Origin of the sequence: Martelella endophytica, from assembly GCF_000960975.1 — a bacterium.
GTDB lineage: Bacteria > Pseudomonadota > Alphaproteobacteria > Rhizobiales > Rhizobiaceae > Martelella > Martelella endophytica.
In genome coordinates, this window is record NZ_CP010803.1 from 1,000,672 (window position 1) to 1,025,000 (window position 24,329).

The following is a 24,329-nucleotide window of genomic DNA, read 5'->3' on the forward strand; positions in this document are numbered from 1 at the left end:
ACGCGGGAACAGGGCGTATTACGCCGTTAACGCATTTCGCCAAGGCGCTTCCGTCCGGTCTTTTCGCTCCACTCGGCCCATGTTTTGTCGATGAGCGCCGGATCGGCGACGGCCTTGAGGCCGGTGGCGGCGATGGTTTTGGCGGCGTGCACGAAGGCCTTGTGGGCGGCCGGGCTCTTGCCTTGGGCGACCACCTGCCAGGTGTGGGGATTGGTGCCGATTGCCCAGGCCGGCGTCCAGCACTGCGCGGTTGGAATAACCCAGCTGACATCACCGACATCGGTGGAACCGGCGCGGAAATGCGACTTGCCCTCAAAGGCCCTCAGCCCCCGGTGGAGAGGCTGAGACCCGTCGACCCGGCTGTTGGAAAGCGCATCCTCCCGAACCTGATAGAGCCGGACGCTGCTGTCGATCGCCTCCTGCGAAAACGTCGCCTGAATGTCCTTCGCGAAAGCCTCGTCGGCCTCATCGAAGGGCACGGGCCCGAGCGCCGTCATCTGCTCGTGCATCGCCGTTTCGAGCGTGATGTTGGGCAGCAGGCTGTTGGTCGCCTTGCCGAGCCCCAGCTCGACGCTGGTCTCCGTCATCATGGCGGCACCTTCGGCAATCTTCTTCACCCGTTCGGCGAGCGCCCGCGCGCCGCCGATTTCCGGAGCTCTGATCATGTAGCGGCCGGCCGCGTGCGCCTGCACGACGTTGGCCGCGACGCCGCCGGTCTCGGTGATCGCGTAATGGATCCGGCAATCGGACGGGATATGCTCGCGCAGGAAATTGATACCGATATTGGTGAGCTCCAGCGCATCGAGCGCGGAACGGCCGAGATGGGCGGCGTTGGAGGCGTGGGCGGCCACGCCCTTGAAGCGGATATCGTATTCGATGACGGCGAGATTATTGGTGGAGCGCACGCCATTGAAGGGCGCGGGATGCCAGGTCAGCGCGAGATCGACATCGTCGAACACGCCGGCCTCGGCCATGATCGTCTTGGCGCCGCCGCCCTCTTCCGCCGGGCAGCCATAATAGCGCACGGTCGCGGCAACGCCGTTCTTTTCCAGATGTCGGGCAAGCCCCACCGCCGCCAGAAGCGAGCCCGCGCCAAGCAGGTTGTGGCCGCAGCCATGGCCGCTTGCGCCCGGATTGTCGGATTTTTCCTCGGCGATACCGGCGACCTGGTTCATGCCGGCCAGCGCATCAAATTCGCCGAGGATCGCGATCACCGGCCTGCCGCCGCCATACTCCCCGCAAAAGGCAGTCTCGATGCCGGCGACGCCGCGCGTGACGGAAAACCCGTATTTCTCCAGAAGTGCGGCCTGGAGCTTCGCCGATTCGAATTCCTCGAATTTCAGTTCGGCAAGCTCCCATATCCGGTCGGAGAGTTCGATGAATTCCGGCTTCAATGCCTCGATTTCATTCGCGAGTTGTTCGATCGCCTGCTGCGTCATGGGGAGGTCCTGTTTGCTGCCGCGGCAGCGGGTCTGGGGTCATGAAAGGTCGCGCGGCCCATGTCGACGGGCCGCGGGATAAGGGTGTTTGAGGAGAAACGCCGCGCCGCAGATGCAGCGCGGCGACGAGCCGGTCAGTCGACCGAGACTTCCCATACGCGGGGATTGCCCTGCCATACGGGGGAGCCTTCAAGGCTCGCGGTCGCGGCCCAGATGTCGACCATGTCGTACATGAACAGGCCCGGCATATCCTCAAGCATCAGCGTGTGGAAATCGTCGAAGATCTGCTGGCGCATTTCCTGATCGGTTTCGCGATAGGCGGCGTCGAGCAGTTCTACGGCCTCCGGATTCTCCCACATCAGCGAGGTGTTCTCATCCTTGTCGCCGACATAGAAGCTCATCATCAGCGCCGGGTCGAGACGCGGCGAGACCGACTGCGAGATCACCTGGTAATTGCCCGAACGGCGGCGTTCAACCTGGGTGGCGTAGTCGAGCACCTCGATCTGAACGTTGAGGCCGGCCTGCTGCATCATCGCCTGGGCAATGATTGCCGCCGGATAGCTTGGCACATTGCCGCGACGGTTGGCGATGATCGAGATCGGCTCGCCGTTATAGCCGGCGTCCTGCAGCCCCTTCTTCGCAGCCTCGATATCGTAGGGCAGGCACTCTTGCTGGGTCTCGCTGTAATAGATCGAGTTGGTCGCGATCATCGAGCAGTTGGGCGTGCCGGTTCCGTTGGAGGCGGCGGCAACAAGCTGCGGCAGATCGAGCGCCATGGCCATGGCGCGGCGAACGCCCGGATTGGACAGAACCGGATCGCGGGTCTGCATGTAGAACAGGTTCTTGCCGTTGTTGACGGCGACGATGAGCTTGCTGTCATCGCGATCCTCGAATTCCGGCATCAGGTCCGGCGAGACTTCGGCGAGATCGAGCGCGCCGGACTGGATGCCGGCCTTCACCGTCGAGGCATCCGGAACCACCATGAACTTGACGCCATCGGCGAGCGGGTTCTTGGCCCCGACCGTGCCGTCCGGTTCGCCGTCGTTCGGCGGCGAGACATAGGCGTCATTCTTGGCGAGATGGACATATTCGCCCTTCTTCCACTCGTCCCACTTGAACGGGCCCGTGCCGATCGGCGCGACGAAGCTGCCGTCCTCGCCCACGGATTTCGGCGAGATGATGCCGGTGAAGCCGCATTCCGGGCGGGCCATCAGGCCGAGGAAGACCGCCGAGGGCTCGGCAATCGTCATCGTCACGGTCGCATCATCGACCTTCTCGACGCCGGTCAGCTTGACCACGCGGCTGCCGTCGAAATCCGGCAGGCAGCGCCACTTGCTGTCGGCGTCCATGTAGCGGTTCATGGACCAGACCACGTCGTCGGCGGTCATCTTGTCGCCATTGTGGAAGGTGACGTCATCGCGCAGCGTGAAGGTATAGGTCAGCGCGTCATCGGACATCGAGACCGACTTTGCGAGAAGCGGCTTAACCGCGCCATCCTCGGTATAGCCGACCAGACCTTCGAGAATGTGCATCATGATCGCGTCGGTATTGCCGTCACGATTGACGCCCGGATCGTTGGAGCGGAGGTCGGAAGAGAGCGCGACGACGATATCGCGCGCGGCCGCCGTCTGGGTAAGCGCCGCCAGCATCACGCCGGCCAGGAGTAGTTTCTTCATGTTTATCCCTCTTTGGTTCTGTTTTCAGGCCTTCAAAGTCCGGTGAAACAGGCGCGGGCGAGCCGGCCGATCGTCTCGAGTGCCACCGTATAGCCGGGAAGCCCGTCCGGCATGGTGAGCGGTACCCCGTCCGTGTAGGCGGCGAGGATGAAGAGCGGCGCGCCGTCGCGATAGACGATGCCCGCATCCATGCGTCCGCGCTTTCCCCTTCCACCCTTGCTGGCGATCACCGTGTCGAAGGGAAGGCGCGCGTGAATTCCGTAGCGCAGGACCTGCGATTTCAGCATTTTCAGCGCGAAGGCCGACAGCTCCTGCGAGATGCCGAGCCGCGCCGAGGCCGCGGCATCGGTCTGGGCGGCCAGGATCATGTCGAGCAGCATCACCTGGTCGGCGGCCGTCGTCACCGTCACCGCGTCGAGCGGATGGTCGTGGGGCAGCGCGATCGGCGGGATCAGGAAGCGGTGATGGGTGCCGGTCATGCCGATTGCCGCGCAATAGGCCTGGACCTCTTCCAGCGTCAGCCGTTCGAACACCATATGGGTGCAAACATTGTCGGAAAGCGTGATCATGCCGGCAATCGCATCGCGCAGCGACAGCACCATGCCGGGCGTCATGTGGCGCAGCACGCCGCTTGCCACCTGTTCGGCGTGGCGCGGCTCATAGACGATCTTCTCGTCGAAGCTGAGCCGCCCCTCCCCGATCGCCTGCAGCGCGGCCATCATGATCGAGATCTTGCGGGTCGAGGCCGACGGGGTCTCCTCGGTCGCGCCGCGCTCGATGGTTTCGCCTGTCAGCAGGTTCTTGACCTTGAAGCGGACGGTGAAATCCTGCGCATCGCAGATTTTGGCGAGTTCGGCGGCCGTCGCTTCGGTCTTTTCGGTTGTGTCAGTCATCGTGTTCCTCCAGACGCCATTTGAGCTTCACGCCACCGCTCTCGTTGAAATCGAGGGCCGGAATGGCCGAAAGCAGACGTTGCGTATAGGCATGCTGCGGCCGGTCGAAGATCTCGTCGCGCGGGCCTTCCTCGACGATTCTACCGTGCTGCATCACGATCACCCGGTCGGCAATCTGCTCGACCACGGAAAGGTCGTGGCTGATGAACAGGCAGGAAAAGCCGTGCTTCTTCTGCAGGTCGGCGAACAGCGCCAGCACTTGCGCCCTGACCGTCACGTCGAGCGCGGACACCGGCTCGTCGGCGATCAGCAGTTTCGGCTCGCGCACAACGGCACGGGCGATTGCAACGCGCTGGCGCTGGCCGCCGGAGAGCTCGTGCGGCAGGCGGTCGGCGAATTCGCCGGGCAGGCCCACTTCGGCAAGGGTCGCGAGCGCCCGCCTGCGCCGTTCGGCGGAGCTCAGCCCCGGCATGGTGCGCAGTGCCTCTTCGACGAGCTTCACAATGGTCATGCGCGGGTCGAGCGAGGAATACGGGTCCTGAAACACCATCTGGCAATTCTGCCGATAGTGCGCCCAGTCCTGTTCCCGCGGCTTGCCGTTGAACAGGATATCGCCCTCAGTCTGGTGAATGAGGCCGGCGATGGTGCGGCCGAGCGTGGTCTTGCCGGAACCCGAGCCGCCGACCAGCGCCACCACCTCGCCCTGGCGGATATCGACCGAGACCCCGTGTAGCGCACGCTTGGCCTGCCCCTTGCGAAACAGCGCACCGGCCTTGTGGTAGTCGACGATCACGTTTTCGACGGAAAGCACCGGCGTATCGTCCGGCGGGAATGTCCGCGTTTCACCGCGCCCCGGCAGCGACGACAGCAGCTTGCGGGTATAGGCATGTTGCGGGTTGGTCAGGATGTCGTCGGTGGTGCCGGTCTCGACGACGACGCCCTTTTCCATCACCGCGATCCGGCTGGTATAGCGCGCGACCATCGGCAGGTCGTGGCTGATCAGCAGAACCGCCGTACCTTCGGCGCGAGTCAACTCTACCATCAGCTCCATCACGTCGCGCTGGATCACCGCGTCGAGCGCCGTGGTCGGCTCGTCGGCGATCAGCAGCGCCGGCTTCAGCAGCATCACCGAGGCCAGCATGATGCGCTGGCGCATGCCGCCGGAAAACTCGTGCGGATAGGCTGACAGCGCGCCCTTCGGATCGACGATGCCGACCCTTTCCAGCATGGCAAGGATCGCATCCCGGCGTTTTTCTCGGGAAAGCCCGGTATGGAGCTTCAGCCCCTCTTCCAGCTGCCGCCCGATGGTCATCGACGGGTTGAGCGAGGTCATCGGCTCCTGGAACACCATGCCGATCCGCGCGCCGCGCAGCGATCGAAGATCACGCGGGCTCATGGTCAGCGTATCGCGGCCCTCGAACACCGTCTCGCCGCTCACGGGCGTGATGCCGGCGGGCAGAAGCGACATCAGCGCGCGGGTCGCCAGCGTCTTGCCGGAGCCGGATTCGCCGACAATGCCGAAGATCTCGCCGGGACGGACATCGAAAGAGACATTGTCGACGAGCTTGACGCCATTGCCGAGGGAAAGCGTCAGCTCGCGAACGGAAAGGAGAATATCCTTCATCATTTCAGCCCCCTCATGCGCGGGTCGAGCCGGTCGCGCAACGCGTCGCCCAGAAGATTGATGCCGAGCAGCGTGAGCGCGATGCAGAGGCCGGGGAAAACGCCGAGCCAGACGGCCTGCTCGATGAACGGCCGGCCGGCGGCCAGCATGTTCCCCCAGGTGGGCGCCGGCGGCGGCACGCCGAGGCCGAGGAAGGAGAGCGCGCTTTCCGAAAGAATGGCCCAGCCGAACATGGTGGTCGCCAGCACCGACATCGGGGCCAGGCAATTGGGCAAGATATGGCGGAACACCGTGTAGAACTCGCTATTGCCCATCAGCTTAGAGGCTTCGATGAATTCCGCTTCGCGCAGCGTCAGCACCACGCCGCGCACCAGCCGCGCCATCGACGGCGTGTAGGCAATGCCGAGCGCGAAGATGATGCCGTACTGGTTGGCCCCGAAAACGGCGAGCAGGCCGAGCGCCAACAGGATACCCGGAAAGGCGAGCAGCGCATTGTTGACGGCCATGATCAGCCCGTCGGTGAGGCCGCGCGTATAGCCGCTGACGAGGCCGATCAGCGTGCCCATGACAATGGTGAAGGTGACGGTGAGCGTGCCGATCCACACGCTGGCGCCGGCGCCGACCATGATCCGGCTGAGCACGTCGCGGCCGAATTCGTCGGTGCCCATCCAATGGGCAAAGCTCGGCGGCTTCAGCCGGGCGACGAAATCGAGTTTGAGCGGGTCGTAGGGCGTCCAGAACGCGCCGAGAAGCGCGACAACGAGCAGGAGACCGATCAGGAAACCGCCGATCGCGGCATTATAGGAAAGTTTTCTCATTGTGCCGTCACCCGGGGATCGAACAGCGGATAGAACAGGTCGATGATCAGGTTGACGACGACATAGGAGAGCGCGACGAACAGCAGGCAGCCCTGAATGACCGGGTAATCACGCTGGAAAATGCTGTCGACCATCAGCCGGCCGAGCCCGGGGATCGAGAACACGGTCTCGATCACCGCAATGCCGCCGAGCAGGTTGCCGAGGATCAGGCCGATCATCGTCCAGGTCGGGCCGAAGGCGTTCTTGAAGGCGTGACGCCATAGAACGGCCATTTCGGAAAGCCCCTTGGCGCGGGCATGGGTGATGTAATCGAGGCGCAGGACTTCGAGCGTCGAGGCGCGGGACATGCGCAGCAGTACGCCCATCTCATGCATCACAAGCGTGGCGACCGGCAGGATGATATAGATCAGCCCCTCGGTGAGATTGTCGCGCAGCGACACGTAGCCGAGCACCGGAAGCCAGCCAAGCTCGAGACCGAACAGCAGGAGAAGCAGAAGGCCGAGCCAGAAGGTCGGGATCGAAAGAAGCAGCGTCGCCGTTCCGACAAGCGCGAGGTCCGTCACCGAATTCTGCCGCCACGCCGCGATAATGCCCGCGGGCACGGCCAGAATGGCGGCCAGCACCACCGCGATCAGCACGATCTCGCCGCTGATGACGAAGCGCGCGGCGACCAGCGGCAACACCGGCTCGTCATTGATGATCGAGCGGCCAAGATCGCCGGAGAGCGCGTTCTCGCTCCAGATCAGAAATTGCTGCGGCAGCGGTTTGTCGAGGCCAAGCTCGGTCTCGAGCGCGGCGATCTGTCGGTCATCGGCCATTTCGCCGAGCAACAGTTCCGCCGGATTGCCGGGAATGAGACGGATCAGGCCGAACACCGTGATCGATACGATGATCACCGTCGGTATCGCCATCGCGACGCGATGGAGGAAAAATCTGAGCATCAGAACCCCTCTGAGCCCTGCCCTTGCGGCGGCAGGTTTGTTTATTGTCAAAAGTATGACGAAGCGAAAAAGATACCGCAACACTATGATAATCTTCATAGGAATATGCAGTCGTGCTCACCGTCCAAGGACATGTTTCATCAGGGAAACCGGCAAAGGGGCCGGTCTACTCGTCCACCTGAGAGCGTTCGATCTGGCGCTTCAAAGCCGCCATCAGCCCCTTCGCGGCAAGCGACATCGGTACGCCCTCGGCAGTCGCGATCCCGAAGCGCTGCGTCAGCCTGGGCTCGAACGGCCGTTGCACCACGGGCAGGTGCTTGTAGAGATTGGCGTAGAAACTGCTCGCAAGCGCAATCCCCAACCCCTCGGCGGCATAGGCGCAGGCGGAGGAGTTGGAATGCGTTTCGATGCGCACGTCGGCACGCACGGCCTCGTTCTGCAACAGCCGGTCGAGCATCACCCGATGGGCGCGCAGCCGGCCGAGCATGATCAGCGGTTCGCCGCGCAGATCCTCCGGCCGGATGACGTCGCGGGCAGCGAGCGGGTGGTCCCGTTGCATGACGGCCACGCTTCGCCCCTCGGCAACGATCTCGAGCCGGATGCCGGGACTGATTTCGCCCTCGTGGCGCAGGAAGCCGAAATCGATCACACGCTGGTCGATCATCCGCTGAATGGTCATGGTTGTCTCGAAAAAGGTCTCGACCCTGACGCCGGGAAAACCCTCGCGATAATCCTTCAGCATGGCGGGCGCGAAATTTTCCCACATGCTGCTCGGCAGGCCGATGCGCACCGCCTCGGTTTCCGACGCGCCGGTGCGGATCTCATCGGCAAGCTGGCTGAAGCGGGCCAGGTTCAGCAAAACGGTCTTCGCCTCCGCCTCCAGCGTGCGCGCCTCCGGCGTCGGCACCAGCCTTCCCTTGACGCGCTGAAACAGCGTCAGATTGAGATCGGATTCCAGGTGCTGGATCATGCGGCTGACGCCCGACTGGCTGAGCCCTGTGCTCTTGGCAGCCCCCATCGTAGAGCCCGTCGAAAGCACCGCGCGGAAAACTTCGAGCTGTTTTATATTCATGGCATCCGTCGCTGCTTGCATTGCGCTACTATCAAGCGTTACGCCATCTTCTCGGTCCTGTCGCGCACCATTTCCGTTGCTGGCTTAACGCGGCCACCGTCGATCTCAAGTCGCCAATCGGTTTCTGTTATCCTGAATAACCCCGGGAACTGTAGACACCTTACGGCTACCGCAAACTGCATGATAACCTGCTGGATCAGCGGGAGACGTGCTGCCCGAAGGCCTCACTTCGAAGTGATTTGCCTACCTTGCCGCAATTGCTATCTGGCCCGATGAATGTCGTTTCGTCCTAGGAGGAACAAGCCCTTCCGGGGTGAGTTCATTCCTGTTCGGCAGAGCCTGCAAGAAACCGAGCCTCGAATTCGCCGGCCGGAACGGGATGGCCGAACAGATAGCCCTGCACCTCGCCGCAGCCGTGCTTGCGCAGAAGCGCTAGCTGCGAGTTGGTCTCGACCCCTTCCGCGATTACCTCCATCCCGAAGCTCCGTCCAAGATAGAGGATTGCTCTGACCACGGCCTCGTCTTCCGGGTCGCTGTCCACATCACGTACAAATGTGCGGTCAATCTTGAGGCGCGATACCGGGTAGCGCTTTAGAAAGCTGAGGGAAGCGAAGCCCGTGCCATAATCGTCAAAGGCGAGGCCGACACCAAGCGTCCTGAGAGCGTTCAGAAGCCTCAGTGTATCGCGGTCGTTATGGAGCAGGATGTTTTCGACGAGTTCCAGTTCAAGCGCCTCCGCGGGTAGGTCGGCTTCTGAAAGGATGGCCCTGACGTTCTCGAGAAGATTTCCTTGCCGGAATTGGACTTCAAACAGGTTTACGCCGATTTTGAAACCCGTTTGCCTCTCGCGCCACTTCGCCGCCTGGCGGCAAGCTGTGCGCAGGATCCAGTCTCCGATCTCCGGGGCTGTCTGTTTCTGACCGAGAATGTCGATGAAAGAGGCCGGGCTCAGAAGGCCTCTCTCCGGGTGGTTCCAGCGGATAAGCGCTTCTGCTCCAGTCAGTCGGAGAGAATCCGCTGAGAACTGCGGCTGATAGAAAAGTTCGAACTCCTGCCTGATGAAAGCGCGTCTGAGCTCCTCTTCAAATGCTCGTCGCGCCACCGCAACGTCCCTGAGCGCCGGTTCGAAGATTTTAAACTGGCCTTTGCCCGCTGCCTTTGCGCGATACAGTGCAAGATCTGCGGCACCCATGAGTTCGTCGGGGCACTGGCTGTGGCGGGGCGCAAAAGCGATACCGATACTCACCCCGATTTCTGCCTTCTGCCCAGAAAACGCATATGGTTCGCAAATGGCTGACAGGATTTGCGCTGCGATCATCCGAGCATGGCGATCCTCGCTGCCATCGTAGAGGATGACAAATTCATCGCCGCCAAGCCTGGCGACCATTTTTGCATCGCTGCAGGTCGACAACAGCCGCGCGGCGACCTCCTTGAGCACAGCGTCGCCGACAGAATGTCCGTGTGTATCGTTGGTTTCCTTGAAACGATCGAGGTCCAGCAGCAGCACGGTGCAAGGCTTTCCCGCATCGAGCGTTTCGCCAATCTGCTCTCGCCATGCGCCCCGGTTGGGCAGGTCCGTCAAGGGATCAAGGGAAGCAAGCCGGAACAGTCGATCTTCGTGTTCCTTTCGTTCGGTTATGTCGCGGATGATAGCCCCGACATTGCTTTTTGCGCCCTCTCTCCAGACCGAGAGAGAAAACTCGGCCGGAAATTCCGTACCGTCTTTCCTGAGGCCGGAAAGCTCGACAATGCGGTCGGCGAGCTGCAACTGCTCGCCCTGCCTCAGTCTTTCCACCTCTGCCTTGTATAATGGCAGCCAGCTGTCGGGAACAAGAAGCTCGGTCGAGCGGTTCAAAATCTCCGCTTCCTGATAACCGAAAATCCGTTCCGCCGAACGGTTCCAGAACGTGATCAGGCTCTGACTGTTCGAAAACAGAATCGCATCTGCCGATGTGCGGGCAATGCTTTCAAAGCGGGCCTGATTGATGGATCGAATGAAATCGAGCCTTCTCGTTTCCATGTGTTCCATCACCAGTGATGCGATATCGCTCAGGTGCTCGCGATCCTGTTCAGTGAACGAGAAGCGCGGCTTGGTATCAATCAGACAGACCGTGCCCAGTTTTTCGCCCGACGGGGTAGCAAGCGGTTTGCCCGCATAGAATCGAATGAAAGGCGGGCCGAGCACCAGGGGATTGCTCGAAAATCTCGGGTCTTTTGTCGCGTCCGGGACCACCAGGATATCGTCCCGCATGATGGCATGGGTGCAAAACGAGACCTCCCGGCTGGTCTCGCAGATGTCGAGGCCGACATGTGACTTGAAGAACTGGCGATCCCGCTCGATAAGCGAGATCAACACAATCGGAACGTTGAACAGCCGGGAAGCAAGTCCCGTCAGTCGCTCGAAGCTTTGTTCGGGAGGCGTATCCAGCAAGTGATATTCTTCCAGCGCAAGGAGCCGATCTTCTTCGTTCTCAGGAATCGGGTATGGCCTGGCTCTGTCGTCACACATGGGAAACTCCATAAAATGAACTCTCTGAGATCTTGCTAAATTTATATATGGTGTAGCAAGCTGATGAAATTGGCGCAAAACTGTTCATCTGGGATCTTCGGTGATCTGGGCCTTCCATCTGCTCAGCAAGTTCTATGAGCGCACCAGCGTCGTCATCACGACAATACTGAGCACAGAGACATACCTTCAAAGTGCGTCAGTTCTCGACGGTAAACCAACGGCACGTCTCGGTGGAAAACAACAACCATGGCATGACCCGCGCCGCCGAGACCGAGATCATCGGGATGATCACGGGCGTCAATTAAGTCGACGGGGCGAGCGACCCATGGCCCTGCTACGCAGGTTTTGCCGCAAAAATGCCACATTTCGCAGTCCGCCCCTTGACCTCGCATCCGGGTTTTCTCAAAAATCTGCGCCATGACCGCGTCTCGCGCAGCACTCCGACGGCAGATCGCAAGGCTTGCCGAAATTCCCCAGATTTTCAAACCGTCCGTACTGCCGGCGCGGTGGGATGGGGATGCCCCGGAAATCCGCGACGCCCGCCGGCAGATCGCGATCCAGGATTTCTTCTACAAAACCCTGCCCCCATTCGATCTGCCGGTCTGCCTGCTTGATCGCGACGGCACGGTTATCCTGAGCGACGGAGAAGCCGATGCGCTGCCGCGTCGTTTCGACCTGCCGCCGGGCGACCAACAAGGCTTCGCCTTCAGAGAACATGAAAACCTGCTGCAGGTCATTCTGGCGGTCAGACACTACTGGCCGCAAGCGCCGGAGGGGGCCGAGTGGCTTGCGCTGGAAATCGACCGCACATTCTTCGAAAAACATACGCCGCTCGATGTCGCGCCGCTGACCGCCAGCGAATATCAGTTGATCGCGCAGCTTCTGGCCGGTCACGAACTGAAGGACGCGGCCGAAAGGCTTGGCGCTTCCTACGGTACCAAGCGCAAGCAGCTGCAGGTCATCTTCCAGAAATTCGGCGTCACCAATCAGGCAGCACTGGCCCGCTCGATCTCCGCAAGCCTGATGAGCTATTTCATCGCCACCTTTTCCGGCACCCGGGACCATAGTCCGGAGCGCGAGCTTCTGGCCTGCCATTTCGCAGGCAGGGTGACGGTCCATTCCGTTGCGCTTCAAAACGGCGCCGAACTGCCGATCTGGGAATTCGGCGCGCGCAGCGGCAAGCCATGTCTGTTTTTCCACGGCCTGTTATCACCGACGCTCTACTGCGAAGACAAGGTCGATATTTTGCGACGCCATGGCCTGCGCTTTCTGGCGGCGCCCCGGTTTTTCGTCGATGGGATCGACCATTCGGATCCGTTGCGTTTTCTCGAGACCTATACCGAGGCGGTTGCCGAAATGGTGCATCACCTCATCGGCGGACCGGTGACATGCGTCGCGGTCAATTCCGGGGTCTCGTGGGCCACGCATTTCGCTGCCCGCCACCCCGGCCTTGTCGAGAACCTGGTGATTGCCGGCGCGCCGTTTCCGCCATCGAAATCCGCGCCGGCATCGGAACGCAGCATGCAGGCCGCCCTGACGAGCGCCGTCCGCCAGCGACCGATCGTGATCGGCGCCATCGTCAAGGCCTATGCAGCACTGGCGCGCTCCCCTGCCCTTGCCGCGCGCGCCTACCGTCACGCCTATCGCGAAAGCCCTGCCGATCTGGCCGTGATCGACCAATCCATCGAGGCCGGCTGGGCGCTTTCGTGGTTGCGGCTGATCGGCGAACGGTCATCGGCAAGCGTGGTCGCCGATCTCGCCGTCAATCAACGCGGCTGGGATCAGGATATCGGCGGGCTGGAGATGCCGGTCCTGTTTCTTCAGGGCGCCGACGACAAGATGTCGCCCCCCGCGCCCATTGCGGCTTTGGCCGAGACCAATCCGAATGCAGATTGCAGGATCATTCCAGAGGTCGGCCATCACGTCGCCGCCAGTCGTTTCGAAATGCTGGCCAGCACCCTTGCCGAAGTCTCCTGTTCGGAAAAGAAGTCCGCACAGGCCGGCAGGGAAGCACGCGCCGCCGCGCCGCCGATGCGCTAACCCTCAGGCGGGTCCTGAGCTTCCGGCAGCGGCGCGCACATCAGCGTTTGCCGGCCGCGCGCCATCTCGATTGCAAACAACGCCTCGGCACGCTCCAGCCGCGCTTTCGCCAGCGCCGTTTCGGCGGCGCATTGCTCGGCATCGGGCGCTGCGGAAAGGGATATCCGCGCCGTCGCAATGGCGGCATCGGCCGCGGCGAGCGCGCGACGGGCAGCGGCCGTGTTCAGCACGGTTTCGTTGTAGCGGTTCAGAAATTCACGGTGGTTTTCGCGCGCCGCCAGGATCGTCTCCAGCAGGCGGATGCGCGCACGATCGGTCAGCCGCAGGCTGTCGCCCTGATCGATCAGCGGCAACACATAACCAACCAGGAACTGAAGGCTGAGACCGCCATCCTCGCTCATAAAGGTCGGGAGCGCCGCCGTCAGCTTGGTAAAGCGCGATTTCCTGGCGAGATCGAGCTGGGCGCCGGCAGCTTCGACCAGAAGATTTTCCAGCGCCTGGCTGCCGGAAGCCGAAAAACAGCTTTCGCCGTTCTCCGCAACAGATTTCGGCAGGCTCGCCAGCGCCGGCAGGACGGATCTTGACGCCGCAACCGGCGCACCGCCTGCCTTCAGGCCGGCCAGCGCCAGAACCTTGCTTTCTTCCGTCTCCATCGCCATGGCAATGGCGTTCGCTTCGCTCCGCACCGCGGCAATCCGCGCACTCATCGCGTCAACCTCCACCACCGAGACCGTGCCGAGTTTCTGTTCGGCACGCATCGATTTCGCCTGGCAGGAAAGCGCATCCGCCTCCAGCAGCGTGTGTCGGCGCTTGAAATCCATCTCGCTCAACGAAGCATAGGCGGCAAGCAACGCCCCCAGCGCGTTGCGGTAGGAAAGCTGATACTGGACCGGAATGAGTTCTTCGGCGATGGCGATATTGCGGCTGTCGAGCCCGAGCAGCGCATAGGCGATATCCCAGTTGACGCCGAGCACGACATTGGCGTTGTCGGTCATCCCGTTGCGCCGATCATAGGTGACGAAGTCGCGCGCTTCCACCGAAAGGCGCGGAAACCGGCGCGAGCGGGTTTCGTCGAGCGCCAGTTCCGCTTCGGCGCGCTTCAGCCGCGCCTTCATCACATCATGCCCGCGCCGATCGGCGGAAGCGACGAGCGCGACCGGGCCAAGGGGACCTTCGGACGCAGACAGAGGCGACGGAGCATCAATCTGGCGCTGGAGCGCATCGATATCGGCGCTGGTCTGCTTCAGCGCGGGCGAGGCGCAGGCGGCGAGAACGAGCGGAAGCGCCAGCGCCGCCAGTCGCCGGAGCGGTGAAAGGCGGCTATTCGACAACGATGTCACCGCTTTTCAGACCGGCGAGGACGCGGACATAACCATCCGCCACCTCGCCGAGTTCAAGTTCGACAAGGCCGGTCTTGCCGTCTTCAAGCTTCATCGCATAGACGCGGCCGGACTGAAACCGGAGCGCGCTAGCCGGTATCGCAGCCGATGGGGTCGCGACGGGCCGGCTGAAGCTGCACAGCGCCTGACTGTGCAACATTGTCTCATCGCCCTTAAAAACAATGGCGACGTCATAGGCGTAGCGCCCCCGCTTCTGTTCGATGGGGTCATCGACCAGCCGTTTCGAAACGATCTCGGCCCTGACGGGCTGCCGCCCATCTTCGAAGCCGACACTCACCGTCGCGCCCTCAATGACGCCCATGTCGCTGTCGCCGAAGCGAACGACCGCGCCGTAGCGGCCGGGCGTGACCAGGGAGGCGATCGGCGTGCCGCGGCGCAACTCGCCGCCGCCTGCTTCGGCAAGCTGCGGATCGCGCCAGATCACCACGCCGTTTTCAGGCGCCGCCAGAGCGCTGCGGTCCTTCTCGCGCCCGATATCTTCAAGCCTTGCCTCGGCGACAGTCAGATCATGCTCCATCTGACCGATATCGAGCTTCATCTGGGCGCGGTCGAGAGTGCGCTGATGGGAAAGCCGGGCATACTCGGCATCCGCCTCCTCCAGTCGCAGCCGGGTTTCTTCCAGCCGCTGCGGCGCAATCTGGCCATTCGCCTCCAGCCTCTCCATCTCCTCGAGTTTCGCGCGAATCCGGGCGCGGCTGCCCTCCTGCGTTTCGCGCTCGATCTGCCAGATCGCCTCGGTTTCGGTGCGATAGGGACCGGATTTGAAGGCGATCCGTGAACGCAGGCTTTCAATGTCTGCCGCCAGGCTCCGCTCCTCGCTTTCGAGCGTGTCGATCGCGTAACGCGCAATGATATCGCCCTTCTTGACTGCAGCGCCGTCTGCGACAAGCAGTTCCAGCAAACCATCGGCCGGCGCCGAAAGCGCGCGCGGCGCGCCATATTCGATATGGCATTGCCGCACGACGCGCTCTGTGAAGGCGCGGTCGGCAATACGCCATTCCGTCCGGTTCGGCGCCTGATCAGCCGCCTGTTCCCGCGGCCAGACACCGCCCTGCACCGCCCATGCAGCAGCACCAACACCCATCACGACGCCAAAGGCTATAACGGAGGTTCTAACCAGCGACATGATGCCCCCTTTCCATGCAGAGTTCCCTCGCCATCAGCTTTCCCTCAGCACGGTTGCCGGATCGGTGCGCGCGGCGTTCAGTGCCGGCACGATGCCGGCGAGAAGCGTGACCACGAAAAAACCAGCGACGGCGCGGGCAATCGGCCCGATGGCAACACCCGAACCGGCGATGCTGCCCGCCACGAAATAGCGGCTGAGCGGCTGCTGCAAGACCTCTGCAAGAATTAGACCGCCCACGATACCGACGATCAGTGCAAGTGCTGCGATCAGGGCTGTTTCCTGCACGATCTCAACAACTATTCGCCCCCGCGTTGCTCCCAGCGTGCGACGGATGGCGATTTCACGCCGGCGCTCCGTCACCGAAAACGACATCAGCGCCGCTATCGACACGCCGCCGATCATCAGGATGATCGCGCTCAGCCCCACCGATATGGCGAGCGCGATGAATTTCAGTTCGCGCGCCTGTTCGATGATCGGCGCGCTCGACCAGAAGGTCAGCCGCGAAACATCGAACGCGAGCGACAACAGGCCTTTCAGGCGCGGCTCCGGGAGGCTTTCCGCGGGCCCGGTCACGAGAAAGTTGAAATTTCCGGCATCGACGCCCTCGAAGGAATCTTCCCCTTGAGGGATCAGCAGCGATCGCGAGAGTTCGGCAAAAGGGGGACGTACCGGCGCATCGAAGAAGCCGGCCACCTGGCAGGCCTTGCCCTCCACCCAAACGATCGAGGCGCCGTCGAGGCTTTCGGCCAACGCGCGCCCGAACAGACAGCTATCCTGCATCAAATCGCCGATTGCCGTACCCGGCGGCAGATCCGTGGTCAGTCCGGCCTGCCGGGCGAAACCGTCGCCGACGGCATAGGCCTTGGCGAGTTGCGCAGTGCCACCGCTTTCCAAAGTCACCGGAAAGGCCCGAAACGGCGTCACGGAAAAGCCGCCGGGCAACAGCCCGGCGATCATATCCGGACCGAGCAGAGCGAGCGCACCGGGGTCGAATGTGCCGCCGGTCAGCATGCCTACCTCGTAATTGGCGCCGCTGATCACGAAGGTTTCGGCCGCGCCGAGTTCCAGCAACGTTTCGAAGTGGCGCAGCGCATTGCCGGAAAGCGCGTAGTTGGCAATGGTGCCGGCAAGCGTCATCGACAGCGTGACCACCGCGAAGAACAGCCGCGCGAGGCCAAAGGCCCTGAGCCGGGCGAGGATCGGTTCAAACGGCAACAGCATGACATTGCCCGCCCGATAATTTCAGCACCCGCTCGAACCTGCGCGCATGATCGAGATTGTGGGTGACCATCACCAGCCCGCATCCCTCGCTGCAGTTCTGCAGGAGCAGGTTGAGGACGTATCGGCCGGTCTCCTCGTCGAGATTGCCCGTCGGCTCGTCGGAGAGAATGAGCGCCGGCCGGGACACCAGCGCTCTCGCCAGCGCAACGCGCTGTTTCTCGCCGCCCGAAAGGCGGCTTGCGCGCGAGCGGGCGCGCCCAGCAAGACCAACCCTTTCGAGCTCCTCCTCGGCGCGCCGCATCGCAACGCCCCGCGAAACGCCCTGGTATCGAAGCGGCATCGCCACATTTTCTGCCGCGCTGATATGATCGATCAGGTTGAAGCCCTGAAATACGAAGCCGATTTGCTGACGCCGGAACCGGGTCTTGCGGGCATCTGAAATCGCCGCGACATCGACGCCGGAAATCGTCACGCTGCCCTCATCCGGCGTGGACAGCGTGCCGAGTATTTCAAGCAGCGACGACTTGCCCGAACCGGACGCACCGATGATGCAAAGCCGCCCGCCGGCGTCGAGCGTCAGGTCGATCTTCTTCAGTATCTCAATGCGATCGCCCGCGGATACAACGGTCTTCCCGACCCCGCGGACATCAAGCAGAGGTTCAGCCATGGCCGTAACCGCCCGGAAACATCCGAGCCGCCCTGAAGCGGCCCGGATTAAAAGACCTAGTAATCCGCCTTGCAACCGAAGCTGGAATACATTTCATTCGCCAGGTCCGCCGTCTGCTCATAGGCATCCCAATATTGCTCTGCGCCGGCCGTGCCGTACTGCTGCACGGCGAGTTTGTATTCGTTGTAGTAGCTGCGCGCGGCGTCGCAGTGGGAGGCCACCTGGATGTTGACGGGCGCGCCGCTGGTGGTGGTGCAGGAACTCGGGCACTGCAGGATCGACGATTTCGGCGTGCCGCCGCCGGAGGAAGAGCCGCCGGTGTCGTAATCGGAATCCGAAAGCGAATCGAAGGACGAGTCGGTACAGGCCGCCAGAAAAACGATCGGGACCAGGCAAAGAGCTGTCTTGAAGTTCGGCATCTAGAAATTATTCCCTCGTGATCGCGAAGCCTGCCGCTTCGCAAATGGCATATGCATCACCCCTCGCGATGCTGGAGGAAAGGTTTAAAGACGGCCCGGAAACCGAGCGCCCCCCATTTGGGGGGTGCGGGCGAGAAAAGACCGATTTTGTCAGGCTTCGGCAGCGCTGAACGCGCGGCTTCATGAGCAGGCGCTCCCTCAAGCTGGATGCTGCTGCACGCTCAAGACGTCGCCAGAGCCCTGCGGCGACAGCCTCATTCTTCCTCATCATCGCCCACGGCCGCCATCGCCTCCTCCTGCACGGCGGCTCTGCTCAGCAACCCCGCATCCTCCAATGCCTCGATATCCGGCAGGTCGCGGAGTGTTTCCATGTCGAATGCCGAAAGGAAGTGCTTTGTCGTGACGTAGGTATAGGGCGCGCCGGGCGTCGGGCTGCGGGGGCCGGAGGCGATGAGGGCGGCGTTGCGGAGGGACGCGATGGTGTCGCGGCTGACCGCCTTGCCGAAGATCTTTGACAGTTCGGCGCGGGTGATGGGCTGGAAATAGCCGATGGCCATCAGAACCATGGATTCGAATTCGGAGAGTGCCGCGCCTCCGCCCCGCGTTGGCGCAGCGGAGGCGCGGATGGCGTCGGCATAGGCGGGGCGGCTGCGGTGCTGCCAGCCGCCGGCGACCGGGACGATCTCGTAGGGGCGGCCGGCGAGCTCCTGCTGGAGATCATCAATCAGGAGGTCGATGCTGCAGGCCTTGCCGACGACGCGGGCGAGCGTCTCGCGGGTGACCGGCTCGGCGGCGGCGAAGATCACCGCCTCGACCCTGAGCATCCATTCGCGCCAGCGCAGGTCTGGCGGCAAAGCCTCGAGCTCACGGTCGAAGAGGCGTTCGCCTCCCGCGTTTTCGTCTGCGGCATTTGCTTTCTTGCGGCGGGATGGCCTGTTATCGGCTGCACCGGTCATGGTCACAACCCGTAAATGCGGAAGAAGGAACGGCCCGACAATTCGCGCACGGCGCCAAAACCTTCGAGCCGTTCGAACAGGCGGGAGGCGGCCCAGCGAGAGAGATTGCTGCCGGGTGCACTCGCCGGCATGGCGTCCTCGTCGAGCAACGCCTGAATGACAGGGCCCGCACCCTTGGTCCGCACCTTCGGCGCCACGGCCACAAGAACATCAGCCCGGCGCGCGATCGTGTCGGCCGAGCGCAGTGCCGCTGCAGCGCCGTCAACCATGGCAAGGCAGACGGCACGGCCAAATCCCGGTTCCCCGGCCCGGACGCGCCCCCTGCCCCCGAAGGTCCGAAACGCCCGGCCATAACGCTCCGCCATCAGCAGCGGCACGGGCCGGTCCCATTTGAGTTGGGTGGCGATCATCATGTCGGCCATGGCCCAGGCCAGCGGCTCGGCATCCGGCCGGCCCGCGAGGATTGCGGTCACAAGGTCGGCGACCACGAAGGGCACGGCGCGACCGGACTGCAGCGCGGTGTCTGCCAGCTCCGGGATGGCGGCGAGGCGGTCGTCCAAGGCGATCCCCATCAGCTCGGCGAGGTCTTCGACCTGCTTTGTGGAAAAACCGGGTTTTCGGGCGGCGAGCCTTTTGAAGGCCAGAAACATCTTTCCCGCAGGGCCCGGATCGTCACCGGCGGCGGTGAGCAGCACGGCGTCGCGCAGCGTCGCTTCATCCTCGGTGCGGCCGGTCAGGCGGACGGCGGCAGCGGCACACTTCAGGGCCTGCCGAGAGCGCCAGCATCCAGCCCACGCTGGTTCGGAGCCGACGATATCATCAAGAGATTTCAGAGCGATACCGGCCGAGAAGGCGGCATCGGCTTCGGTCACGTCGGGTCCGCGCGGGCGAGCCCAGGCCGGCATGGCGGCGTTGGGCGGAACTGTGCTGGCAGGTGTGGCGGCGCGCGAATCCATGGCGATGAGGCTACAGAATATGAGCGGTTAATACCAGAGAAATCGATACAAAGCGCACAGCTTGTCTTTTCTCTATTATGATTGATAATGTTGCAATATCAATCACTTAAATCTTAAAAGAAGTCGGATTACTATGCGGTGAGCCCACTCAACACTGCCGGCCTCCCGGGTCTATGAAGCAAGATCTGACATCCGCCATCGGAAGGACGTTCAGAGCCGCTGATGGCGTGATCTCGCCGAAATGGCTCCGAGTTCACCCGGTCGACCGCAAAAGTCTCCACGCCTCAGCCTCCAGCACTGCAGCCAGATTTCGAGGTTCTGGCGAAACGGACGCCGTAATACAGGGCTACGAATGAGTTCTCCCGGGATGCGGCGATCCTGAGCTGGCGACGTCCGGCGCGATCCGGGGCACGCCAACGGGTTGGCTTCGGCAACGATGACGATATGGTCGCCAGGATATTCGCCAATCAGGCTTTTTTGGCGAAAGCGCGTCTGCGGGATGCGCCATAAAGCGAGAGGCATTTGCCCTCACTAAACGATGGACGGGTACAGACGTTTCAGCATAACCAACATGCATTCTTGTTATAAGGGGAATCTTTCATAAGATTTCTTTTAGTTATCAACATTTTACGCAGTTTTTCGTATTTTTTGGACTGGATAACATTTTCGCACACCGGGTAAACTGCTCCCATCAACCAAAGCGGAGGCAAGGCCTCCAACGGACTGGAGCACTCGGGGCCTATGGCGCGAGAACGGACGAGGCATGTCAAAATCAGGAACAAGGCAGCGGGTGCCATCCGCGCCTTGCCTGTTGACAATGCGACTGCTCCTTCAGACCATAAAGAAGACTTCTACAATTTCATCCGCGCTCTCGCTCGTGATCAGGCACGCAAGGACCATGATCGCGATCGGGGGTGATTGTGATCCGGAGACCAGCGATGTCCAGTCCCATCCGCGCTGTCATATACGCCCGTTACTCGACCGACCTTCAGCGGGACGCCTCGATTGATGACCAGGTTCGCGCCTGCGATGCCTATGCAAAGCGTCAGGGTCTCGATGTAGTCGAGATATATTCCGACCGCGCAACGTCCGGCGCCAGCCTGATGCGCAGCGGAATCCAGAAGCTGATGCGCGATGCCCAGTCGCGACAGTTCGATATCGTGATCACGCACGCCCTCGATCGTCTGTCACGCAATCAGGCCGACATCGCAGGCCTCTATCAAAAACTTCAGTTTGCCGGCGTCATGATCGAGACGATCTCGGAAGGCAGCATCGATGAGATGCATATCGGCCTGAAAGGCACGATGAATGCGCTCTACCTCAAGGATCTCGGCAAAAAGACACGCGAAGGGCTTCGCGGCCGGGCATCGGCTGGCAAGTCCGCCGGCGGCAAGACCTATGGATATGATGTTGTTGCCAAACGCGATCAGACGGGCGAACCCGTCCATGGAGAACGCGCGATCAACCAGAGTGAAGCGGCCATTGTCCGACGTATTTTCCGAGACTATGCGAATGGTATCTCGCCGAAGAAGATTGCGGAAGCGCTGAACCGCGAACAGGTTCCGGCGCCCCGCGGAAAGCACTGGGGCGCCTCAACAATCCATGGAAACCGGGAACGAGGCACCGGCATTCTCAATAATGAACTCTATGTCGGCAGGCTGGTCTGGAACCGTCTGACTTATATCAAGGATCCCGAGACGGGAAAGCGAGTGTCGCGTCCAAACAGGCAAGAGGATCTGACCATCACCGAAGTCCCGGATCTTCGCATCGTCGATCAGGGCGCCTGGGAGGCAGCCAAAGCCCGACAAGGCGTACTCAAGTCGAAGGGAACAGGGACAGCCGTCTGGGACCGGCGGCGTCCGCGAACGCTGTTTTCCGGCCTGATGCGTTGCGGTTGCTGCGGCAGCGGCTTTTCCAAAATACAGAAAGATGCTTTCGGATGCTCTGCGCCGCGCAACAAGGGCAACGCCGTCTGTACCAACATGCTCACCATAAAGCAGCGAGATCTCGAGGACCGTGTTCTTGAAGCGCTGACCAACAATCTGATGGAGCCGGAAGCTGTCAGGATTTTCTGTGAAGAGTATACCGCGGAACGGAACCGGCTGGCCAATTCGGCAGCATCAGATCGCAAAGGCAAGGAAGCAGAGCTCGCCAAGGTCAAAAACGACCATGCCAAGCTGGTCGATGCGATTGTCGCGGGCGTGCCGGCCGATCAAGTCAAGGACCGCATGAACGACCTCGATCGCCGCCGCAAGGCCCTTGAGCACGAACTTGCATCCATCGAGGCGCCGGAGCCGGTCCTGTTCCACCCGTCAATGGCGGCACGCTATCGCGAGCAGGTTACAGCGCTCATCGCTGGGCTGAGCGAAGCTGACCAGATGCTGGGCTCGAAGGAAGCGCTGCGCGATCTGATCGAAAAGATCGTTCTAACGCCATCGGAAGGCGGCGCCGGTCTCGATATCGACCTCTATGGTGCGATCGCGGGGCTACTGCATCTCGCGACGGGCGTTTCGGCGCAGAATAGCAAAAAGGCCTCACCTGCTAAAAGTGAAGCCTTTGATATTTCTGGTAAATTAGTGTTGGTTGCGGGGGCAGGATTTGAACCTGCGGCCTTCAGGTTATGAGCCTGACGAGCTACCGGGCTGCTCCACCCCGCGTTATGTTTGAGCGTCCTGGGTTATGGTTTGAGAGGGTTGGTCTCGTTCCTGCCCGGGCTATTGTTTTGTTACACAGCAAAAAGCCGCCTTGACGGCGGCTTTTGATCGGCAGTCGCCGTTTATGAATTGAGAAGATGTGTTGCATTTGGCAGACCTGGCAGCGACCTACTCTCCCGTGTCTTGAGACAAAGTACCATTGGCGCTGGGGCATTTCACGGCCGTGTTCGGAATGGGAACGGGTGTTGAGGACCCCGCCATAACCACCAGGTCGGCCAAATGCAGCATGTTTTCGAGAAGCTGGTTGTTGTTGAAGCGCTTCAGTAACGCACATTGGCGAAGACTGTCGAGGGACGACCCTCAGCAGCTTGCCTGCGTCGCGTGAGCAGCGCCGTCCGCAGCGAAGCGATCGAAGATCGCGACAGCGTGAGGACAAAAGATCGTGTTCATCGGCTATGCCGATGAACATGAACAATGAGAACGATCAAGCCGATCGAGCGATTAGTACCGGTAAGCTTCACACATTGCTGCGCTTCCACACCCGGCCTATCAACGTTGTCGTCTACAACGGCTCTGATAGGGAATACTCGTTTTCAGGTTGGTTTCCCGCTTAGATGCCTTCAGCGGTTATCCATTCCATATATAGCTACCCTGCTATGCCCTTGGCAGGACAACAGGTCCACCAGAGATATGTCCATCCCGGTCCTCTCGTACTAGGGACAGATCCTGTCAATATTCCTACACCCACGGCAGATAGGGACCGAACTGTCTCACGACGTTCTGAACCCAGCTCACGTACCGCTTTAATTGGCGAACAGCCAAACCCTTGGGACCTGCTCCAGCCCCAGGATGCGATGAGCCGACATCGAGGTGCCAAACAACCCCGTCGATATGGACTCTTGGGGGTCATCAGCCTGTTATCCCCGGCGTACCTTTTATCCGTTGAGCGATGGCCCTTCCACGCGGGACCACCGGATCACTATGACCGACTTTCGTCTCTGCTCGACTTGTCAGTCTTGCAGTCAGGCGGGCTTATGCCATTGCACTCGACGAACGATTTCCGACCGTTCTGAGCCCACCATCGCGCGCCTCCGTTACTCTTTAGGAGGCGACCGCCCCAGTCAAACTACCCACCATACACTGTCCCGGATCCGGATAACGGATCGCGGTTAGACATCCACGAAGATAAGGGTGGTATTTCAAGGATGGCTCCACAAGAACTGGCGTCCCTGCTTCAAAGCCTACCACCTATCCTACACATGCCTTGGCGAATGCCAGTGTAAAGCTATAGTAAAGGTGCACGGGGTCTTTCCGTCTGACCGCAGGAACCCCGCATCTTCACGGGGAATTCAATTTCACTGAGTCTGCGTTGGAGACAGCGGGGAAGTCGTTACGCCATTCGTGCAGGTCGGAACTTACCCGACAAGGAATTTCGCTACCTTAGGACCGTTATAGTTACGGCCGCCGTTTACTGGGGCTTCAATTCAATGCTTGCACATCTCCTTTTAACCTTCCAGCACCGGGCAGGCGTCAGACCCTATACGTCGTCTTAAAGACTTCGCAGAGCCCTGTGTTTTTGATAAACAGTCGCTACCCCCTGGTCTGTGCCACCTCTCAATACTTGCGTATAAAGAGGTCACGCTTCTTCCGAAGTTACGCGTGCAATTTGCCGAGTTCCTTCAACGCAGTTCTCTCAAGCGCCTTGGTATACTCTACCTGACCACCTGTGTCGGTTTCGGGTACGGTCTCACGACGGGGCTATTTCCTGGAACCGCTCCACCGCACACTCAATCCAATAAGAATGTACGATTTGTGCAATCCGTCACCACCGCCTGGCCCACGAATATTAACGTGGTTCCCATCGACTACGCGTTTCCGCCTCGTCTTAGGGGCCGGCTAACCCTGCTCAGATTAACTT

The 24,329-nt window shown here is 61.4% G+C and carries 18 protein-coding genes, 1 tRNA gene, 2 rRNA genes and 1 pseudogene (1 of these 22 running past the window's edge); 2 read left to right on the plus strand and 20 right to left on the minus strand.

All coding sequences use genetic code 11. From position 1 onward, the window contains the following. Positions 1-26 precede the first annotated feature (26 nt). The 9 genes from TM49_RS04580 to TM49_RS23310 form a co-directional block, all read right to left on the minus strand. Positions 27-1,439 carry a M20 family metallopeptidase gene (locus TM49_RS04580; RefSeq protein ID WP_045679728.1) on the minus strand — a complete coding sequence of 471 codons (1,413 nt, stop codon included), beginning with the start codon at positions 1,437-1,439 and terminating at the stop codon, positions 27-29. Positions 1,440-1,573: 134 nt separating this feature from the next. Then, complete coding sequence (locus tag TM49_RS04585; RefSeq protein ID WP_045679729.1) at positions 1,574-3,115, minus strand: ABC transporter substrate-binding protein; 1,542 nt, start codon at positions 3,113-3,115, stop codon at positions 1,574-1,576. Between the two features lie 32 nt (positions 3,116-3,147). Beyond that, positions 3,148-4,008: a serine hydrolase gene (locus TM49_RS04590; RefSeq protein ID WP_045679730.1), complete on the minus strand. Its 861-nt coding sequence runs from the start codon at positions 4,006-4,008 to the stop codon at positions 3,148-3,150. Further along, a complete protein-coding gene (locus TM49_RS04595; protein ID WP_045679731.1) occupies positions 4,001-5,635 on the minus strand; it encodes an ABC transporter ATP-binding protein in 1,635 nt (544 codons plus the stop codon). Before TM49_RS04595 ends, TM49_RS04590 begins: the two co-directional genes overlap by 8 nt. Beyond that, positions 5,632-6,450 carry an ABC transporter permease gene (locus TM49_RS04600; RefSeq protein WP_045679732.1) on the minus strand — a complete coding sequence of 273 codons (819 nt, stop codon included), beginning with the start codon at positions 6,448-6,450 and terminating at the stop codon, positions 5,632-5,634. Before TM49_RS04600 ends, TM49_RS04595 begins: the two co-directional genes overlap by 4 nt. Continuing rightward, complete coding sequence (locus tag TM49_RS04605) at positions 6,447-7,391, minus strand: ABC transporter permease (RefSeq protein WP_045679733.1); 945 nt, start codon at positions 7,389-7,391, stop codon at positions 6,447-6,449. Before TM49_RS04605 ends, TM49_RS04600 begins: the two co-directional genes overlap by 4 nt. A 166-nt stretch (positions 7,392-7,557) precedes the next feature. Continuing rightward, positions 7,558-8,463, minus strand: coding sequence for a LysR family transcriptional regulator (locus TM49_RS04610; RefSeq protein WP_045684773.1), 906 nt, complete (start codon positions 8,461-8,463; stop codon positions 7,558-7,560). 319 nt (positions 8,464-8,782) lie between these two features. Then, on the minus strand, positions 8,783-10,972 hold the full coding sequence (locus TM49_RS04615) for a putative bifunctional diguanylate cyclase/phosphodiesterase (protein ID WP_052700017.1): 2,190 nt from the start codon (positions 10,970-10,972) through the stop codon (positions 8,783-8,785). Positions 10,973-11,127: 155 nt separating this feature from the next. Then, a complete protein-coding gene (locus TM49_RS23310) occupies positions 11,128-11,391 on the minus strand; it encodes a hypothetical protein (protein ID WP_144409476.1) in 264 nt (87 codons plus the stop codon). On the opposite strand from TM49_RS23310, the gene TM49_RS04620 reads away from it, so the two are divergent. Beyond that, positions 11,390-13,012 carry a bifunctional helix-turn-helix transcriptional regulator/alpha/beta hydrolase gene (locus TM49_RS04620; protein ID WP_045679735.1) on the plus strand — a complete coding sequence of 541 codons (1,623 nt, stop codon included), beginning with the start codon at positions 11,390-11,392 and terminating at the stop codon, positions 13,010-13,012. The two genes, TM49_RS23310 and TM49_RS04620, sit on opposite strands and share 2 nt — an antisense overlap. Here TM49_RS04620 and TM49_RS04625 read toward each other — a convergent pair. From TM49_RS04625 to TM49_RS04655, 7 genes are all read right to left on the minus strand, one after another. Further along, a complete protein-coding gene (locus TM49_RS04625; RefSeq protein ID WP_045679736.1) occupies positions 13,009-14,343 on the minus strand; it encodes a hypothetical protein in 1,335 nt (444 codons plus the stop codon). The genes TM49_RS04620 and TM49_RS04625 overlap by 4 nt on opposite strands. Next, positions 14,333-15,538 carry an efflux RND transporter periplasmic adaptor subunit gene (locus TM49_RS04630; protein WP_144409477.1) on the minus strand — a complete coding sequence of 402 codons (1,206 nt, stop codon included), beginning with the start codon at positions 15,536-15,538 and terminating at the stop codon, positions 14,333-14,335. Before TM49_RS04630 ends, TM49_RS04625 begins: the two co-directional genes overlap by 11 nt. Positions 15,539-15,571: 33 nt before the next feature. Beyond that, entirely contained in the window at positions 15,572-16,759 is a 1,188-nt protein-coding gene (locus TM49_RS04635; RefSeq protein WP_045679738.1) for an ABC transporter permease, read from the minus strand. Then, the gene (locus TM49_RS04640; protein ID WP_045679739.1) at positions 16,743-17,426 is read right to left on the minus strand and encodes an ABC transporter ATP-binding protein; all 684 of its coding nucleotides are present in this window, start codon (positions 17,424-17,426) and stop codon (positions 16,743-16,745) included. The genes TM49_RS04635 and TM49_RS04640 overlap by 17 nt, the downstream gene beginning before the upstream one ends. A gap of 56 nt (positions 17,427-17,482) precedes the next feature. Continuing rightward, positions 17,483-17,845, minus strand: coding sequence for a hypothetical protein (locus tag TM49_RS04645; protein ID WP_045679740.1), 363 nt, complete (start codon positions 17,843-17,845; stop codon positions 17,483-17,485). A gap of 254 nt (positions 17,846-18,099) precedes the next feature. Then, a complete protein-coding gene (gene scpB, locus TM49_RS04650; protein WP_045679741.1) occupies positions 18,100-18,801 on the minus strand; it encodes an SMC-Scp complex subunit ScpB in 702 nt (233 codons plus the stop codon). Positions 18,802-18,803: 2 nt separating this feature from the next. After that, positions 18,804-19,757, minus strand: coding sequence for a DUF1403 family protein (locus TM49_RS04655; protein WP_045679742.1), 954 nt, complete (start codon positions 19,755-19,757; stop codon positions 18,804-18,806). A gap of 938 nt (positions 19,758-20,695) precedes the next feature. Here TM49_RS04655 and TM49_RS23835 point away from each other — a divergent pair. Beyond that, a pseudogene (locus tag TM49_RS23835) lies at positions 20,696-21,778 on the plus strand (recombinase family protein); the annotation flags it as partial. Positions 21,779-21,877: 99 nt separating this feature from the next. Here the strand turns inward: TM49_RS23835 and TM49_RS23840 are convergent. The 4 genes from TM49_RS23840 to TM49_RS04685 all read right to left on the minus strand — a co-directional run. After that, entirely contained in the window at positions 21,878-22,024 is a 147-nt protein-coding gene (locus TM49_RS23840) for a hypothetical protein (RefSeq protein WP_244464797.1), read from the minus strand. Between the two features lie 313 nt (positions 22,025-22,337). Then, positions 22,338-22,414, minus strand: a tRNA-Met gene (locus TM49_RS04675). A 152-nt stretch (positions 22,415-22,566) separates the two neighbouring features. After that, positions 22,567-22,682, minus strand: a 5S ribosomal RNA gene (gene rrf / locus TM49_RS04680). Positions 22,683-22,891: 209 nt separating this feature from the next. Beyond that, positions 22,892-24,329: ribosomal RNA gene (locus TM49_RS04685) — 23S ribosomal RNA — on the minus strand (it continues 1,493 nt past the right edge of the window).

Excerpts from the sequence above, each read along its gene's own strand:
- TM49_RS04580 (WP_045679728.1), bottom strand. The coding sequence starts at position 1,439 with ATGACGCAGCAGGCGATCGAACAACTCGCGAATGAAATCGAGGCATTG.
- TM49_RS04585 (WP_045679729.1), bottom strand. The coding sequence starts at position 3,115 with ATGAAGAAACTACTCCTGGCCGGCGTGATGCTGGCGGCGCTTACCCAG.
- TM49_RS04645 (WP_045679740.1), bottom strand. The coding sequence starts at position 17,845 with ATGCCGAACTTCAAGACAGCTCTTTGCCTGGTCCCGATCGTTTTTCTG.
- TM49_RS04620 (WP_045679735.1), top strand. The coding sequence starts at position 11,390 with ATGACCGCGTCTCGCGCAGCACTCCGACGGCAGATCGCAAGGCTTGCC.
- TM49_RS04630 (WP_144409477.1), bottom strand. The coding sequence starts at position 15,538 with ATGTCGCTGGTTAGAACCTCCGTTATAGCCTTTGGCGTCGTGATGGGT.
- TM49_RS04640 (WP_045679739.1), bottom strand. The coding sequence starts at position 17,426 with ATGGCTGAACCTCTGCTTGATGTCCGCGGGGTCGGGAAGACCGTTGTA.
- scpB (WP_045679741.1), bottom strand. The coding sequence starts at position 18,801 with ATGACCGGTGCAGCCGATAACAGGCCATCCCGCCGCAAGAAAGCAAAT.
- TM49_RS04635 (WP_045679738.1), bottom strand. The coding sequence starts at position 16,759 with ATGCTGTTGCCGTTTGAACCGATCCTCGCCCGGCTCAGGGCCTTTGGC.
- TM49_RS04615 (WP_052700017.1), bottom strand. The coding sequence starts at position 10,972 with ATGTGTGACGACAGAGCCAGGCCATACCCGATTCCTGAGAACGAAGAA.
- TM49_RS04655 (WP_045679742.1), bottom strand. The coding sequence starts at position 19,757 with ATGGATTCGCGCGCCGCCACACCTGCCAGCACAGTTCCGCCCAACGCC.
- TM49_RS04595 (WP_045679731.1), bottom strand. The coding sequence starts at position 5,635 with ATGATGAAGGATATTCTCCTTTCCGTTCGCGAGCTGACGCTTTCCCTC.
- TM49_RS04610 (WP_045684773.1), bottom strand. The coding sequence starts at position 8,463 with ATGAATATAAAACAGCTCGAAGTTTTCCGCGCGGTGCTTTCGACGGGC.
- TM49_RS04605 (WP_045679733.1), bottom strand. The coding sequence starts at position 7,391 with ATGCTCAGATTTTTCCTCCATCGCGTCGCGATGGCGATACCGACGGTG.
- TM49_RS23310 (WP_144409476.1), bottom strand. The coding sequence starts at position 11,391 with ATGGCGCAGATTTTTGAGAAAACCCGGATGCGAGGTCAAGGGGCGGAC.
- TM49_RS04600 (WP_045679732.1), bottom strand. The coding sequence starts at position 6,450 with ATGAGAAAACTTTCCTATAATGCCGCGATCGGCGGTTTCCTGATCGGT.
- TM49_RS04590 (WP_045679730.1), bottom strand. The coding sequence starts at position 4,008 with ATGACTGACACAACCGAAAAGACCGAAGCGACGGCCGCCGAACTCGCC.